We start from the raw sequence: 15756 nt of genomic DNA, 5'->3' as shown, positions 1-15756 counted from the left end.
TTTGGGGGCGACCATCAAGGGCATGATCACGACAATTGTTCGCCGCGCCGCAATTGCCGGTGGGCTGGAAGTCGCGGGGGGGCTGAGCCGCGCCGGGCTGATTGCCGGCGCACGCGGGCAGGGGGCGATCTTTACCTTGCATCATGTCCGGCCGAAATCTGCCCGTGCCTTCGATCCCAATGCGCACCTGGAAATCACGCCGGAATTCCTCGATGTCGCGTTGAGGACGCTGAAGCGCGACGGCTATCGCTTCATCCCGCTCGAACAATTGCCGGAGGCGCTGGCCGCCAAAGGTGGGCGGGTCGCCTGCTTTACCCTTGATGACGGCTACCGGAACAATCTCGAGCACGCGTTGCCGGTCTTCCAACGCCACCAGGCGCCATTCACGGTGTTCGTTACCGGCGGTTTCGTCGATCGCACCCATACGCTTTGGTGGGAGACGCTTGCCGATATGCTCGCAACGAGCGAGAAGCTGCGCTTTGATTTCGGCCGTGGCGTAGAAACATTGCAGGCGTCGACCACGGCCGAAAGGCAGGCCGTCTTCAATCGCATTGCGGCGTTCATTCACGGCCATGATGAGGCAAAGGCGCTCGCTTCCTTGAACGCTGCGGCCCTCGATGGCGGCATCGATCCGCAGGCGATAACCGAACGCCTCACACTGGACGAGGCCGGTTTGCGGCGCCTGATCGAAAGTCCTATCGCGAGCCTCGGCGCCCACACGATCAGCCACCGCGCGGTCGCGCGCCTGACGGATGCTGAGGCGCGGCGGGAGATCGAGGGATCGCTGCGGCGCGTCGAGGCGATCACCGGCCGGCCGCCCCAGACTTTCGCCTATCCCTATGGCGACGCGCCGGCGGTATCTGCGCGCGACCATCGCATCGTCGCCGATTTGGGTTTCACCCTGGCCGTCACCACCCAACCCGGCACGCTCATCGCTCGCGCGAAAGCCAGCCTTTATGCGCTACCGCGCATTTCTCTGAACGGCCATTTCCAGCGCGCCCGCTACGTTTCGGCTCTGGCCTCCGGCATACCGTTCCGCCTGGCGGCCGGCTAGAAAAGGCGACTTGGGCAGCCGAGTGCTTCGACGTCAATTGAAGGCAAAAGCCATGAGAATGCTGTCCTGGTAAACACCGTCGTGTTTCCAGCCGCGAACACGACGGCCTTCGATCTGGAAGTCAAACTGCGCGTAGAGCGCCCGGGCAGCGGCGTTCTCATGAAGGACGGAAAGCTCGATGCGTTCCAATCCGCATTCGCGAGCGCGTTGCATCGCCAGTTGCAGGAGGCGGCGTCCAATTCCCTTCCCACGATAGATACCGAGGAGCCCCATGCCCACGGTCCCGACATGCGCCGAACGGGTGAGGCATCCAGCCGGATATCGCACCAGCCGACCACGCGATCGTCGACAGCAACGATCTGGGGCGCCCGGGCACGATGCAGGACTGTCATGTATGCGGCAAATCCGTCGAAGGGTGGTGCGCTTAGCCGTGAAAGCCAGCGGCCTTCCTGGGCGACGTCATCGAGGCAGCGGTGACAGCCGGCTATATCGTCGAGCGTCGCGTCACGAACATCGATTGTCATCAATAGGCACTCAACGAAAATGCCCGGCTCGGGCCGGGCAAAAGACAAAATCCGCTCGGCCACCTGCATGGCCGAGCGTCGTGATTGCATCTGGCGCCTCTCTTGCGACGGACGCGCGGCTTATGGGTACATACGCACCTTTTCCCAGCCGCCTTCGGGTGCCTCGCGGCGAAACTCCATCCGGTCATGAAGCCGGAAGGGGCGGTCGTGCCAGAATTCGATCGACGTCGGGCAGATGCGGAAGCCTGACCAATAGCTTGGGCGCGGGATTTCGCCGAGCGCGTGGCGGGCCGTGTATTCGGCAACGGCCTTTTCCAGCGCGAAGCGGCCTTCGAGTGGCCGCGACTGCTTCGAGGCCCAGGCGCCGATGCGGCTGCCGCGCGGCCGGCTCTTGAAATACTCGTCGGCCTCCTCGTCGGTGACGATCTCGACCGGGCCGCGCACGCGCACCTGCCGACGCAGCGATTTCCAGTGGAAGCACATCGCCGCCTTGCGGGCGCCGAGGATCTCCTCACCCTTCTGGCTTTCGAAATTCGTGTAGAAAACGAAGCCGCGCTCGTCGAAACCCTTAAGCAGCACCATGCGGACATTCGGCAGTCCGTCGGCATCGACGGTTGCGAGCGCCACCGCATTCGGGTCGTTGATCTCGCTACCTTCCGCGTCCTTCAGCCATGTGCCAAACAGGGAAAAGGGTTCATTTGATTCGGTGAAGTCACCGCTTGTTAACTCATTCGCCGCCATATTGCGTTCCAATGCCGTGATGTCTGGCGCGGAAATACTTCGGGATGAGCCCGACCGGTGTTTCCGCATCGAAAATGTCGGAGCCTGTATGTTGACCTTGTCGAGAAACGTGCGGCTCCAGCGAGTCTGACAGGATTGCCGTGCAAGACATAGCAAAGTGGATCGACGCCAAGAAGGGGTATTCCTTCGCCTTGCTGCGTAGCGCGGCAATTTGCCTGCCGGTCCTGGCGCTGTCCGGCTGCATGGGGGCTGGCCTCGACCTTTTCGGCAGCGGAGTCGACCGCACGGTTTCGACGGGCACAGTTCCCGTTGCCAAGACCTCCGATGGCCTTTCCGATGCGGTGATGGTTCGCAACGCCGTGACATCGGCCGAGCTCAACAGCGGCGCCATCAATCCTATTCCCTGGGCCAATGCGACCTCCGGCAGTGCCGGTGTCATCAGCAGCATCCAGGAAGACCGCGCCAGCGGCATGCTCTGCCGCCGATTCACCACGACGCGTCATTCCTACGAAGGCATCGCCAAGTTCGACGGCAGCACTTGCCAGGGCGGCGACGGCGCCTGGTATCTGACGAGCTTCGGCCCGCGCGCCTGAGCGAGCGTTCGACGCAAGCCGTTGAAATCGGTGATTAACCACGTTTTGGCAAATGCGCGCATGACGGCCGGAGTTGCCGTCTCAACGGCCACATGAGGCCGCGTGGCTAACCACTATTTAGCAACTTCTCCGGATCATCGGCGTTCAGTGGACGGGCGACAATGGCGCCTGCAATCGGGGCAAAGGCGGGCATCAGGGAGAGGCCGCCGATCAGAGAAGATGGTAGAAACCATGCGTGATCCCTATGTGATCCTCGGGGTCCGGCGCAATGCCGGGCAGGATGAAATCAAGGCCGCCTGGCGTTCGCTGGCAAAGGCCGTGCATCCGGACCATAACCAGGACGATCCCAACGCCGCGGAGCGTTTTGCCGAGGCCGGCAAGGCCTATGAGCTGCTGCGCGACCCGAAGCTCAGAAGCCGCTACGACTACGCGCGCCGCGAAGCCGAGCTTCGTCGCATGGAGGCGATGAAGGCAAAGATGCGGCCTCAGGAAGAGGCGCCGGTCGACGCCGAGACCGCCGAGGACGCCATTTCACAGATTTTCGGCGCGGAGACCCGCAGCAAGTCGGCCCGCCCATCGCCGAAGCCGACGCCGAAACCATCGCCCAAGCCGGCTGCGGCAGCAAAGGAGCCGGAGCGCCCGGCCCAGGCTTCCGAAAGCAAGCCGGAACCAGCCCCCGAACCGCAGCAGGAAAACGCTCTCAAGACAGAGACTCCGCTGATGCAGCGTGCAGCAGCACCGGCCGCCGAGCTTGTGGCGGCGATCGTCCGGCGCATCCGGGGTCGCGCGGCAAAGACGGCCGAGAAGGTCCCGGATCTTCCCGTCGATCTCGCCGTCAGTATTGACGACCTGATCAATCGCCAGCGCCTCAGCGTCGAGCTTCCCGACGGCGAAAGCCTGAAGGTGCAGATCCCTCCGGGCGCCGTCGACGGTCAGAGCATTCGTCTGGCGGAGCAGGGCTATCGGGTGACCGGCATGACCCGTGGCGACGTCGTCGTCACGCTCAGGGTCGACCAGGGCGGGACGTTCCGCGCCCGCGGCCTCGATCTCATGACCACCTTGCCGATCGATCTGCAGGGCGCCGTGCTCGGCTGCGAACAGGTGCTCGAAACCCCGGTCGGGCAGGTTACGGTGGTCGTGCCGGCCTGGTCCGGCTCCGACAAGGTCATCCGCCTTGCGGGCAGCGGGATGCCCGGTGCTTATGGTACGCATGGCGATCTGCTGGTCGAATTGCGGCTGGTCCTGCCCGAGGCGCCCGACGACAAGATCACCGATCTGATGAAGTCGCAGCGCGACGGCCTCTATCTGTGACAGGCCATTTGTGACAGTTCGCTGACACACTGAACCAATATTACGGGGACTAACAGTTCCTGATCTCAGCCGTGCTTGAACCACCCTTGCGGCTATGCCATAGGCAATTCTCGACATTTTGCCGCACCCGTTCTCGTGGGGCGTCTGTGACATTTTTGATCTTTGGCACCGGCGACGGCCGATGCTGGAATAGTATTGGGGACTTACCATGGCTCAGGCATCCGGTCTGATGAAGGGCAAGCGCGGCGTCATCATGGGCGTTGCAAACAACCGTTCCATCGCATGGGGCATTGCCAAGGCCATCCACGCGCAGGGTGGTGAAGTTGCGTTGACCTATCAGGGCGACGCTCTGAAAAAGCGCGTCGAGCCGCTGCTCGCGGAAATCGACGGCTTCATGGCCGGCCATTGCGACGTCAGCGACGAAGCCACCATCGACGCGGTCTTCGACGCGCTTGAGAAGAAGTGGGGCAAGATCGATTTCGTGGTGCATGCGATCGGCTTCTCCGACAAGGACGAACTGACCGGCCGCTACGTCGATACCTCGGCCGACAACTTCGCCAAGACGATGCAGATCTCGGTCTACTCCTTCACTTCGGTTGCCCGTCGCGCTGAAAAGCTGATGACGGACGGCGGATCGATGCTGACGCTGACCTATTACGGCGCCGAAAAGGTCATGCCGAACTACAACGTCATGGGTGTCGCCAAGGCTGCTCTGGAAGCAAGCGTCAAGTACCTCGCCGTCGACCTCGGCCCCAAGAACATCCGCGTCAACGCGATTTCCGCAGGCCCGATCAAGACGCTGGCCGCCTCCGGCATCGGTGACTTCCGCTATATCCTCAAGTGGAACGAGTACAACGCGCCGCTGCGCCGCACCGTCACCATCGAGGAAGTCGGCGACGTCGGCCTCTACATGCTTTCGGACCTGTCGCGCTCGGTTACCGGTGAAGTGCACCACGCCGACAGCGGCTACCATGTCGTCGGCATGAAGGCTGTGGACGCGCCCGATATCTCCGTGATCAAGGACTGACCGAACCGCCAAGGCGGATTCGGCAGCCTGCTGCCCGGAGACATGTTGTGCTGATCTATGTGATCCGTCACGGACAGACAGACTGGAACGCCGAAAGCCGGCTCCAGGGGCAAAAGGATATCCCTCTCAATGACTTCGGTCGCCAGCAGGCGACCGGCAACGGCGTGGCGCTTGGAGGCATCCTCGGCGCAGACGCCCGGCACTTCGACTTCGTCGCCAGTCCGCTCGGCCGCACGCGCGAGACCATGGAGCGTGTCCGGCAGGCCATGGGGCTCGATCCGGCCGCCTACCGCACCGACGAGCGGCTCAAGGAAGTTTCCTTCGGCGATTGGGAAGGGCACACGCTGCCCGAACTCAAGCGCTCGGCGCCACAGAGGATCGCCGAGCGGCGCGCGGTGAAATGGGACTTCATTCCGCCCGGTGAGGATGCCGAGAGTTACGAAATTCTGTCCTGGCGCATAGCCGCCTGGCTCAGGGACGTGACGAAGCCGACGGTCTGCATCAGCCACGGCGGCGTCATTCGCGTGCTCTTCAAGCTTTTCGGGGAAATGGAAGCCGAGGAGGCCGCGACCGCGGCGATCCCGCAGGACCGCCTTCTGCGCATCTCCGGCAATGCCATCGGCTGGGTCTGATAGCCTGAAGCGTAGGGCGTAGATTGGCGCAGCGACGCGCAAAGCGCTTCACATGGATGCCCGCGCGAGGGGCATCCGATAAAAGGTCATTTTCCAGAAATGTGAAAATCCGGTTCGGGCGAACCGCGCAGCGGCCTGTAGGAAAGGCCGCGCTTTCTATTGAACGATTTCGAGATCGTTGATGACCCGCTTGCCGTCCACTTCCGTGTAGAAGACGAGAACCTTTACGCCGGCCTTCAGGCCCTCGAAATTGAATTCCTCGGGCGCCTGATAGTTCTTGCCGTCGTCAAGCGACAGGCTCAGCCTTTCGGTATCAACACCCGTAATGGTAGCTTCAACGTCGGCGCTTTCGGCAAGGGCGGACAAGGGGGAGAGCAGCCCTGCGGTGGCCATGAGTGCGGCAATAACAAAACGCATTCTTCTTGCCCTCTTCAACGTTTCTGCGAACATCCTTGTCACTCCCCTTTGATCCCCGATTGTGGCAAAAATTGCCTTGCGGCGTGGCTTTTGGCCGGACGCCCCCGCTTTTTTGATGGTCTATCCGAACTCTGGAGACTGGACGGCGGTACCGTATTTTTCAAGCGGGCAGGGGCCGAACTCCGGGTATCGGCGGGGTGGTTTCCCCATGAATTATAGGGTTTGCCAAGGAATTGTGACGAAAGCCAATCTTAAGACTCGCTCGCTACCTTTGGTTGGGGATCGAGGGGAAGAGATTGAAGATCATTGATGTTCTGCGCCAGCGCATTCGGGCCGCCGCCAGATTTGCGAAACCCTCGCTCATTCCTGCGGCGATCGCGGGCCTCGTCGTGTTTACGGGCGGGCATGTCTATGAGCGGCAAAACCGTGAAAACTTCCAGAACGACCTCAGGATCGACGTCGAGAACGAACTGAACCTCATTGCCAACCGCCTGCAATCGGAGGTTAACACCAGCATTGCCGCGCTGAACGGTTTTGCCAACAGCATCGGCGTGCATCCGGCCATGACAACAGACGATTTCACCGTCATGGCGACGAAGCTCCTCCTGCAGAATCCGCAGATGGTGCGCGCCTCGGCAGCGCCCGGCGGCGTCGTGCGGATCGCCTTTCCGCGCGAGAGTCAGCAATGGTTCGTCGGCAGCGACTTCAACCGATTCGGCGCGACAAGACATGCCATCGAGCGCGCGTCCTCGACGGTCAGGCCGGTGATGATCGGCCCGATCCGGCTGCCAAGCGGCCGCAATGGTTTCGAGCTGTTCCTGCCAGTCTTTTCCAAGATCCAGGGACGCATGGAGCGTTGGGGTTACGTCGAGGCCATACTCGACGAGAAGGCGCTGTACCGCGCTGCGCGCCTGCTCGAGTCGGGCGGCGAGGCGCCGGAACTGGCGCGGGACCACCGCCATGTCGACGTTCACCTGGCGATCCGCGATATTTCCGAGCCGGACCGCATACAGGATGCGTTCTATGGCGACGGCGCTCTTTTTCGCGCCGCGCCGGTCAACCGCCGGTTGGAGCTCGCAGGCGGCGTGTGGGAGCTAGCGGCCATGCCCGTCGGTGGATGGCAGCAGCTTCCCGGAAACAGCAGCTTCATCCAATTGGCGATCGCCGTCGCCGTCACGGTGGTGGTTATCCCGATCCTCCTGGCTGGCGGCCTGGTCAACGAGCGACAGCGCAACATCGCCAAGCTGAAGGCGCGGGAAGGGGAGCTGATGACGCTGTCTCACCGCCTGAACCTCGCGCTCGACGCGTCGAAGATCGGCATCTGGGAAATCGACGTCGAGAGCCAGCAGCGTTCCTGGGACGACCGGATGTTCCACCTGCATGGACTGGAGGTGCATCTGGACGAGCCCACGTACGACGAGTGGCGCGCGACCGTGCATCCCGACGACATAGGTATTGCCGCCAATGCGCTGTTCCGTAGTCTCGATGACGGCCTCGAGTACCGATCGCAGTATCGTGTCATTCTGCACGACGGTACGGTGCGCCACATCCGCAATGTCGGGTCCAGCCACCGCGGCGCCGATGGCCGCGCCAAGGTCACCGGTATCAGCTGGGATGTCAGCGACGATGTGCTGAAGAACGAGCGGCTGAGTGCGGCCAAGGCACAGGTCGACCAGCAGAACCTTGAGCTCGAGCAGGCGCTGAAGGGTCTCTACGAGCGTGAACAGGATCTAGAACTCCTGTCACGACGTCTCGACCTCGCTCTTGATTCCTATCGCTGCGGCATGTGGGAGGCCGATCTCGACAACAACGTCGCCTATTGGGACGAGCGCATGCATCAGCTCTACGGGCTGGTCTATACCGACGGCGCCACCAACGAGCAGACATGGCTTCAAGCGCTGCACCCCGATGACCGGCAGCCGGCGCTCAACGCGGTTAATCGCGCCATCGAAGCGGACGAAACCTATGTGCATCAGGTGCGGGTGATATTGTCGGCCGGAACGGTTCGCCACATCCGCTCGGTCGGCAAGCTGCACGTCGCCCCGGACGGTGCACGGAAATTCGTCGGCATGGCGCTCGATGTTACCGACGACGTGCTGATGACGGAACAGTTGCGCGCGGCCAAGGCCATGGCGGACGCAAAGAACGCCGAGCTGGAGCAGGCCCGGGTTCGCATCGAGCACAACGCACTGCATGACCCGCTGACAGGGCTCGGCAACCGCCGCATGCTCGACAAGGCGCTGGAGCGACTGACCCTGGACGCCGGCAGCGACCGTGAGGACATCGCCATCCTTCATATCGATCTCGACCGGTTCAAGCAGATCAACGACACCCTGGGTCACGCAGCCGGCGACGCCATGCTGATCCATGCCTCGGAGATCCTGCGGGCGAACACATCGGCGGGCGACATCATTGCCCGCATCGGTGGCGACGAGTTCGTTGTCGCCGTTACCGGTGAACAGGGCGAGGCGACGCTTGCTGCCCGTTGCGACCGGATCATTGCCGCGATGCGGCAGCCGGTCGACTACAACGGATTTCCCTGCCGCTTTGGTGTCAGCATCGGCGTGGCAGTCGGGCATGGCGCCGACATCGACGCGCGCAAACTGCTCGTCAACGCCGATATCGCGCTCTATCGCGCCAAGGAGGCGGGCCGGAACCGCTACCAGTTCTTCACCGAGGTGCTGCAGGCGGAAGTGGTGACCGCCAAGCGCATTGCCGACGAGATTTTGGAAGGCATCGAGCGCGACGAATTCGAACCCTGGTATCAACCGCAGTTCGATGCGACGACGCTCGCGCTTTGCGGCGTCGAGGCACTGGTGCGCTGGAGGCATCCGCGCGAGGGCATATTGACGCCGGATCGTTTTCTCGGCATCGCCGACGAACTCAACGTGACGGCGATGCTCGACCGTCTCGTTCTGGAGAAATCTCTCACCGATCAGATGCGATGGGCAGCGGCCGGCATTCGGGTTCCCAAGATCTCGGTCAATGTTTCGGCCAAGCGGCTGCAGGACGACGACCTGCTGTCCTCGCTTGAAGGCTTGAGCATCACGCCCGGACAGATCTGTTTCGAACTGGTGGAGTCGATCTTCCTCGACGAAAGCGACGATATCGTCGCCGCCAACATCGAGGGCATCAAGAAGCTCGGGATCGATATCGAACTCGACGATTTCGGCACCGGCCATACCTCGATCGTCAGCCTTTTGAAGATCAAGCCGAAGCGGTTGAAGATCGACCGCCAGCTCGTCGTTCCGGTTTTGAGCGCCCGCAGGGAGCAGGCGTTGGTGCGCTCGATTATCGAGATTGCCCGCTCGCTCAATATCGAGACCGTGGCCGAGGGCGTGGAAACCATGGCGCATGCCGAAATGCTCGGCATTCTGGGCTGTGATGTGCTGCAGGGCTACGCATTTGCCCGGCCGTTGAGCGCGGAGAAGTTTCTCGCCTTTGCAACCGAACGCGGCTTGCGCCTGGCGTCGTGATGAAGGAGGTCGCGTCGGGTCGCAAAAGCCTTTCCCCATCTCCGGCTTTCCACTAAGAGAAGGCATCCGCGTACAAAACGTACGGCCGTTGCTTGCTTAGGGTCGGTTGCCTTCATGTCGCATAACACTTTCGGTCATCTCTTCCGCGTTACCACCTGGGGCGAAAGCCACGGGCCGGCGCTCGGCTGCGTCATCGACGGCTGCCCGCCCGGCATCCGTTTCACGCTCGCCGAACTCCAGGTCTGGCTCGACAAGCGCAAACCCGGCCAGTCGCGCTTCGTGACACAGCGCCGCGAGGACGATCTGGTCAAGGTTCTCTCCGGCGTCATGTTCGACGAGGACGGCGAGACGATGATCTCGACCGGAACGCCGATCTCGATGCTGATCGAAAACACCGACCAGCGCTCGAAGGACTATTCCGAGATCGCCAAGCGCTATCGCCCGGGCCACGCCGATTACACCTACGATCTGAAATACGGCATCCGCGATTATCGCGGTGGCGGCCGTTCCTCGGCGCGCGAGACCGCGGCGCGCGTCGCTGCCGGTGGTGTCGCCCGCAAGGTCGTGCCGGGTCTCGTCGTGCGCGGCGCGCTCGTGCAGATCGGCAAACACAAGATCAACCGCGCCAACTGGGATTGGACCGAGGTCGACAACAACCCCTTCTTCGCACCGGATCCGGAGATCGTGCCGGTCTGGGAAGAATATCTCGATAGCATCCGCAAGTCCGGATCCTCGATCGGCGCCGTCGTCGAAGTGGTTGCCGAGGGCGTGCCCGCCGGCATCGGTGCGCCGATCTATGCCAAGCTTGACCAGGACATCGCCTCGAACCTGATGTCGATCAACGCCGTCAAGGGTGTCGAGATCGGCAACGGTTTCGGTGCGGCCGAAATCACCGGCGAGGAAAACGCCGACGAGATGCGCATTGGCGCCGATGGCAAGCCTGTCTTCCTGTCGAACCATGCTGGCGGTATTCTTGGTGGCATCGCCACCGGCGAGCCGGTGATCGCGCGTTTCGCCATCAAGCCGACCTCGTCGATCCTCACCGAGCGACGCTCGGTCGACAGCGACGGCAACGAGGTCGATGTGCGTACCAAGGGTCGCCACGATCCGTGCGTCGGCATCCGCGCCGTGCCGATCGGCGAGGCGATGCTTGCCTGCACGATCGCCGATCACTACCTGCGTGACCGCGGCCAGACCGGCCGCCTCAAGTAATTCGGCTTCAACCAGCCCAGACAACTCGGGAAGAACACCATGTCCTATGATCAGAAGCGTGTCGTCGATGCCATTCGCGCCTTTGAGGCCGGCGAAATCGTCGTCGTCACCGATGACGACGGCCGCGAGAACGAGGGCGACCTGATCGTCGCGGCGGTGCATTGCACGCCGGAAAAGATGGCCTTCATCGTGCGCCACACCTCGGGCATCGTCTGCACGCCGATGCCGCGCGAGGAGGCCAAGCGCCTGAACCTCAACGCCATGGTGGCGGAAAACGATTCCGCGCACACCACCGCCTTCACAGTCTCGGTCGACTTCAAGCACGGCACGACGACGGGCATTTCCGCCGACGACCGCACGCTGACGGTGCGTAACCTCGCCAATCCCAATGTCGGGCCGACAGACTTCGTTCGCCCCGGCCACATTTTCCCGCTGGTCGCGCGCGAAGGCGGCGTTCTCATGCGCTCCGGCCATACGGAAGCTGCCGTCGACCTCTGCAGGCTCGCCAGCCTGCCGCCGATCGGCGTCATCTGCGAACTCGTCAATGACGACGGAACGGTCATGCGTGGGCCGCAGGTGGCGAGCTTCGCCGACACCCATGGCCTGAAGCAGGTTTCGGTCGCCGATCTCATCGCCTATCGCCAGCGCAAGGAAACGCTGATCGAGCATGGCGGCTCCTTCGATATCGAGACGCCCTATGGTGCGGCCAAGGGACATTCCTATTCTCTGCCCTGGGATCCGATGCAGCATCTCGCCGTCGTCTTTGGCGACATCCGTGACGGCGTCGATATCCCGGTTCGCCTGCATCTCGAAAATGTCGGCGCCGACGTCTTCGGCAGGGACTGCCAGATCGACCGCATCATGAAGCGCATTGCCGATGAGGGCAGGGGGGTCATCGTCTATCTGCGCGAAGGCTCGGTCGGCGTCGGCGTGTCGCAGACGGCGCGCAAGGGCAAGCACGAGCGCGAAGCGCACGACGAGGCGCAGGCGCGCGAAAACGAGTGGCTGGAAATCGGCCTCGGCGCGCAGATCCTGAAGGATCTCGGCATCAGCTCCATCAGGCTGCTCGCTTCGCGCGAACGCCACTATGTCGGCCTCGAAGGCTTCGGCATCAAGATCGTCGGGACTGACATCATCTAAAGACGCGTCGCTCTCGCATGCATCAGGCCCGGATCATCGATCCGGGCCTTGTCTTTTATGCTCGGCGGCAGCCAACAAAAAAGCCGCGCTCGAAGCGCGGCTTTTTGTTTGTCTTTGAATTTGTCGCCGTTCAGGGCAGCGCGTCGTAGCCTTCGCCGAAGCCCTTGAGGTCGACAGGGATGCCGATGCCTTCTTCGGGTGACTGGAAGACGATGAAGGTCGCCGTCGCACCGGAACGGAAGGTCTTCAAGAGTTCGTCCTCGAGCACCACTTCTGCGTAGCAGCCGTCGGAGAAGCAACGCACGAAATAGGCGCGGCCGATATCCTTGCCGTCCACGTTCAGGCCGAGGCCGTTCGGCAGAAGCACGCCGAGCGGAGCGAGTACGCGCAGGATCTTGGCCTTGCGATCCGCAGTCTTCAAAACGACCACCGACAGGCCAACTTCGGGCCGGTCTTCGGCGATGACGTTTTGCATCAGCGCGCACTGGTCAGCGGAGGCGCCCGGCGGCTGATCGCAGACGATCGACCATGCGCCATGGTTGGACTTGACCGTGCCGGGTGTTCCGGCGGGCTGCTGGGCCAGGCTTTGAGCCGGGAGAGCGAGAACGGCAAGGCCGAAGGCGGCGAAGGCCGACAGTCGGGAAAAGAGGGGCAGGCCCATGTAAACCTCAAAACGTCGAATCATCAGGGCTATTCTTGAAGCGCGCAGGAATAAATGAAAAGCCCTGCGGGGCACATTCCAGCGCCATATGGCGGAAATTGGGCGGGTTGGGCGCCCTATCCGGCGCGCCGCCGTCAAAGCGCTGTGCAATCGGATCGCCAAGCGCGCAGAAGAGCCCCTATAGGTGGTTTCGCCACGGGTTTCGAGGGGTGCCTGTGTGAAAAGCTGCGTTTGTGCAAAAATGCCGCATGGGGTTGATTGGTCAGATGTTGCGGCATCGGACAAACTGTGGTTTGAAGCGCAGCAGTATCGCAGGGATTCTGCGTTCCGGTTTGATCCTGATCAAGCGCATTGGGGAGACACATTGTGAAAAACAAGGCTTATGCAGTTCTGGCAGCGCTTGCCTGTCTGCTTTTTGCTTCGAGCGCCTTTGCTGACAAGCCTGTCGAATGGCAGACGAATTTTCAGACGGCCGCTACGGGCATCATGGAAGAAATCACGTGGTTTGAACATTATACCCTGTGGTTCATCATTCCGATTACTCTCTTCGTTCTCCTCCTTTTGATCATCGTTGTGATCAAGTTCCGCGAAAGCGCGAACCCGGTTCCGTCCAAGACCAGCCACAACACCGCGATCGAAGTCGTCTGGACCGTCGGTCCGGTCGTCATCCTTCTCTTCCTCGCCATTCCGTCCTTCCAGCTCCTGACCGCGCAGCTGACGCCGCCGGCCAATCCGGACCTGACGCTCAAGGCGACCGGCAACCAGTGGTACTGGTCCTACGAGTATGAAGTCGGCGAAAGCCCGCTCACCTTCGACAGCATCATGATGAAGGAAGAAGATCGCGCGACGCTCGGCAAGGAAGACAAGAAAGAATATCCGCGCCTGCTCGCCGTCGACAACGAAGTCGTCGTGCCGGTCGGCAAGACGGTTCGTGTTCTCGTCACCGCTGCTGACGTGATCCACGCTTTTGCAATGCCTGCCTTTGGCGTGAAGATCGACGCCGTTCCCGGTCGCCTGAACGAAACCTGGTTCAAGGCCGAGCGCGAAGGTCTCTACTACGGCCAGTGTTCCGAGCTCTGCGGTAAGGACCACGCTTACATGCCGATCGCCATCCGCGTGGTTTCGCAGGAAAAATACGACACCTGGCTCGCAGCCGCCGCAACGAATGTTGGCGATGCGAACAAGGCGCTCATGGCGTCCATCGACTCGGCCAAGACCGTCGACGTCGCCGCTAACGCCGCACAGTAATCGGAAGGGGAGCTCGACCCATGGCTGGAACAGCCGTTCATCACGACCAACGCCATGATCACTCCGATCATGGCCACGCAGACCATGCGCATAAGCCTTTGAGCTTCTTCCAGCGCTGGTTCCTGTCGACCAACCACAAGGACATCGGCACGCTCTACCTGATCTTCGCGATTTTCGCGGGCATCATCGGCGGCACGCTGTCCATCTTCATGCGCGCCGAGCTCCAGGAGCCAGGCATCCAGATCTTCCACGGCCTGGCGCAGATGGTTTACGGCTTCGAGGGCGATGCTGCCATCGACGGCGGCAAGCACATGTTCAACGTGTTCACGACCGCGCACGCGCTCATCATGATCTTCTTCATGGTCATGCCGGCGCTGATCGGTGGCTTCGCCAACTGGATGGTTCCGATCATGATCGGTGCGCCGGACATGGCGTTCCCGCGCATGAACAACATCTCCTTCTGGCTGATCATTCCTGCCTTCCTGCTCGTGCTGCTTTCGATGTTCGTCGAAGGCCCGGCCGGTGCCTACGGCGCAGGGGGAGGGTGGACGATCTATCCGCCATTCTCGACATCGGGCATGCCAGGACCGGCGATGGACTTCGTCATCCTCGGCCTGCACATTGCCGGCGCGTCCTCGATCCTCGGTGCGATCAACTTCATCACCACGATCCTGAACATGCGCGCTCCGGGCATGACGCTGCACAAGATGCCGCTCTTTGCCTGGTCGGTTCTGATCACCGCCTTCCTGCTTCTGCTCTCGCTGCCGGTTCTGGCAGGCGGCATCACCATGCTGCTCACCGACCGCAACTTCGGCACGGCCTTCTTCGCGCCTGAAGGCGGCGGCGATCCGATCCTGTTCCAGCACCTGTTCTGGTTCTTCGGTCACCCGGAAGTCTACATCCTGATCCTGCCGGGCTTCGGCATCGTCAGCCACATCGTTTCCACTTTCTCGCGCAAGCCGATCTTCGGCTACCTCGGCATGGCCTACGCCATGGTCGCGATCGGCGCCGTCGGCTTCATCGTGTGGGCACACCACATGTACACAGTCGGCATGTCGCTCGACACGCAGCGCTACTTCGTCTTCGCGACGATGGTCATCGCTGTTCCGACGGGCGTTAAGATCTTCTCGTGGATCGCGACGATGTGGGGTGGTTCGATCCGCTTCACGACCCCGATGGTCTGGGCGATCGGCTTCATCTTCCTGTTCACCGTCGGTGGCGTCACGGGCGTTCAGCTCGCCAACGCCGGCCTCGACCGCTCGCTGCACGACACCTACTACGTGGTTGCTCACTTCCACTACGTTCTGTCGCTCGGCGCTGTCTTCGCAATCTTTGCTGCCTGGTACTACTGGTTCCCGAAGATGACCGGCTACATGTACTCCGAGTTCGTCGGCAAGCTGCACTTCTGGGTCATGTTCATCGGCGTGAACCTGATCTTCTTCCCGCAGCACTTCCTCGGCCTCGCAGGCATGCCGCGCCGTTACATCGACTATCCGGATGCTTATGCCGGCTGGAACATGGTTTCGTCCTACGGCTCCTACATCGCAGCCGTCGGCGTCCTGATCTTCCTCTTCGGCGTCTTCGAAGCCTTCGCCAAGAAGCGCGTCGCTGGCGACAACCCGTGGGGCGAGGGCGCGAACACTCTGGAATGGCAGCTGTCTTCGCCGCCGCCGTTCCACCAGTGGGAACAGCTCCCGCGCATCAAGTGACGGGCAACGAA

The 15756-nt window shown here is 62.0% G+C and carries 14 protein-coding genes; 10 read left to right on the top strand and 4 right to left on the bottom strand.

Annotated elements, in window-relative coordinates; translation table 11 throughout:
- The first annotated feature begins 22 nt into the window (after positions 1–22).
- Positions 23–1054, top strand: a complete 1032-nt coding sequence (locus tag OVA00_RS14855) for a polysaccharide deacetylase family protein (protein ID WP_268089254.1) — start codon at positions 23–25, stop codon at positions 1052–1054.
- Between the two features lie 33 nt (positions 1055–1087).
- On the opposite strand, the gene OVA00_RS14850 is transcribed toward OVA00_RS14855, so the two are convergent.
- Positions 1088–1327, bottom strand: a complete 240-nt coding sequence (locus OVA00_RS14850; protein ID WP_113554629.1) for a GNAT family N-acetyltransferase — start codon at positions 1325–1327, stop codon at positions 1088–1090.
- Between the two features lie 371 nt (positions 1328–1698).
- Positions 1699–2388: a pyridoxamine 5'-phosphate oxidase gene (pdxH, locus tag OVA00_RS14845; RefSeq protein ID WP_082566261.1), complete on the bottom strand. Its 690-nt coding sequence runs from the start codon at positions 2386–2388 to the stop codon at positions 1699–1701.
- Positions 2389–2459: 71 nt separating this feature from the next.
- Between pdxH and OVA00_RS14840 the strand changes: the two genes are divergently transcribed.
- From OVA00_RS14840 to OVA00_RS14825, 4 genes are all read left to right on the top strand, one after another.
- Positions 2460–2912 (top strand): RT0821/Lpp0805 family surface protein, encoded by a 453-nt coding sequence (locus OVA00_RS14840; RefSeq protein WP_034801195.1) that lies wholly within the window; start codon positions 2460–2462, stop codon positions 2910–2912.
- A gap of 219 nt (positions 2913–3131) precedes the next feature.
- Positions 3132–4223, top strand: a complete 1092-nt coding sequence (locus OVA00_RS14835; protein WP_268089253.1) for a DnaJ C-terminal domain-containing protein — start codon at positions 3132–3134, stop codon at positions 4221–4223.
- A 208-nt stretch (positions 4224–4431) separates the two neighbouring features.
- On the top strand, positions 4432–5250 hold the full coding sequence (gene fabI / locus OVA00_RS14830; protein ID WP_034801205.1) for an enoyl-ACP reductase FabI: 819 nt from the start codon (positions 4432–4434) through the stop codon (positions 5248–5250).
- A gap of 47 nt (positions 5251–5297) precedes the next feature.
- A complete protein-coding gene (locus OVA00_RS14825) occupies positions 5298–5882 on the top strand; it encodes a histidine phosphatase family protein (protein ID WP_060516309.1) in 585 nt (194 codons plus the stop codon).
- 156 nt (positions 5883–6038) lie between these two features.
- On the opposite strand, the gene OVA00_RS14820 is transcribed toward OVA00_RS14825, so the two are convergent.
- On the bottom strand, positions 6039–6299 hold the full coding sequence (locus OVA00_RS14820; protein ID WP_034801209.1) for a DUF1344 domain-containing protein: 261 nt from the start codon (positions 6297–6299) through the stop codon (positions 6039–6041).
- A 296-nt stretch (positions 6300–6595) separates the two neighbouring features.
- On the opposite strand from OVA00_RS14820, the gene OVA00_RS14815 reads away from it, so the two are divergent.
- From OVA00_RS14815 to ribB, 3 genes are all read left to right on the top strand, one after another.
- Complete coding sequence (locus OVA00_RS14815) at positions 6596–9775, top strand: bifunctional diguanylate cyclase/phosphodiesterase (RefSeq protein ID WP_268089252.1); 3180 nt, start codon at positions 6596–6598, stop codon at positions 9773–9775.
- A gap of 114 nt (positions 9776–9889) precedes the next feature.
- On the top strand, positions 9890–10987 hold the full coding sequence (aroC, locus tag OVA00_RS14810; protein ID WP_034801213.1) for a chorismate synthase: 1098 nt from the start codon (positions 9890–9892) through the stop codon (positions 10985–10987).
- 39 nt (positions 10988–11026) lie between these two features.
- Entirely contained in the window at positions 11027–12127 is a 1101-nt protein-coding gene (ribB, locus tag OVA00_RS14805) for a 3,4-dihydroxy-2-butanone-4-phosphate synthase (protein WP_060516306.1), read from the top strand.
- Positions 12128–12257: 130 nt separating this feature from the next.
- On the opposite strand, the gene OVA00_RS14800 is transcribed toward ribB, so the two are convergent.
- Positions 12258–12788, bottom strand: coding sequence for an invasion associated locus B family protein (locus tag OVA00_RS14800; protein ID WP_034801218.1), 531 nt, complete (start codon positions 12786–12788; stop codon positions 12258–12260).
- Between the two features lie 366 nt (positions 12789–13154).
- Between OVA00_RS14800 and coxB the strand changes: the two genes are divergently transcribed.
- The gene (gene coxB / locus OVA00_RS14795) at positions 13155–14036 is read left to right on the top strand and encodes a cytochrome c oxidase subunit II (protein WP_034801222.1); all 882 of its coding nucleotides are present in this window, start codon (positions 13155–13157) and stop codon (positions 14034–14036) included.
- Positions 14037–14056: 20 nt separating this feature from the next.
- Entirely contained in the window at positions 14057–15745 is a 1689-nt protein-coding gene (ctaD, locus tag OVA00_RS14790; RefSeq protein ID WP_034801224.1) for a cytochrome c oxidase subunit I, read from the top strand.
- Positions 15746–15756 lie beyond the last annotated feature (11 nt).

It is taken from the genome of Ensifer sp. SL37 (genome assembly GCF_026672675.1).
Classification (GTDB): Bacteria; Pseudomonadota; Alphaproteobacteria; order Rhizobiales; family Rhizobiaceae; genus Ensifer; species Ensifer adhaerens.
The sequence above is the reverse complement of the archived record's forward strand: the minus strand, read 5'-3'. Positions and strand labels throughout refer to the sequence as shown.

Bases quoted from the DNA above. Each gene is read 5' to 3' on its own strand.
- OVA00_RS14855 (WP_268089254.1), top strand. From the start codon at position 23: ATGATCACGACAATTGTTCGCCGCGCCGCAATTGCCGGTGGGCTGGAA.
- OVA00_RS14850 (WP_113554629.1), bottom strand. From the start codon at position 1,327: ATGGGGCTCCTCGGTATCTATCGTGGGAAGGGAATTGGACGCCGCCTC.
- pdxH (WP_082566261.1), bottom strand. From the start codon at position 2,388: ATGCGGAAACACCGGTCGGGCTCATCCCGAAGTATTTCCGCGCCAGAC.
- OVA00_RS14835 (WP_268089253.1), top strand. From the start codon at position 3,132: ATGGTAGAAACCATGCGTGATCCCTATGTGATCCTCGGGGTCCGGCGC.
- fabI (WP_034801205.1), top strand. From the start codon at position 4,432: ATGGCTCAGGCATCCGGTCTGATGAAGGGCAAGCGCGGCGTCATCATG.
- OVA00_RS14820 (WP_034801209.1), bottom strand. From the start codon at position 6,299: ATGCGTTTTGTTATTGCCGCACTCATGGCCACCGCAGGGCTGCTCTCC.
- aroC (WP_034801213.1), top strand. From the start codon at position 9,890: ATGTCGCATAACACTTTCGGTCATCTCTTCCGCGTTACCACCTGGGGC.
- ribB (WP_060516306.1), top strand. From the start codon at position 11,027: ATGTCCTATGATCAGAAGCGTGTCGTCGATGCCATTCGCGCCTTTGAG.
- OVA00_RS14800 (WP_034801218.1), bottom strand. From the start codon at position 12,788: ATGGGCCTGCCCCTCTTTTCCCGACTGTCGGCCTTCGCCGCCTTCGGC.
- ctaD (WP_034801224.1), top strand. From the start codon at position 14,057: ATGGCTGGAACAGCCGTTCATCACGACCAACGCCATGATCACTCCGAT.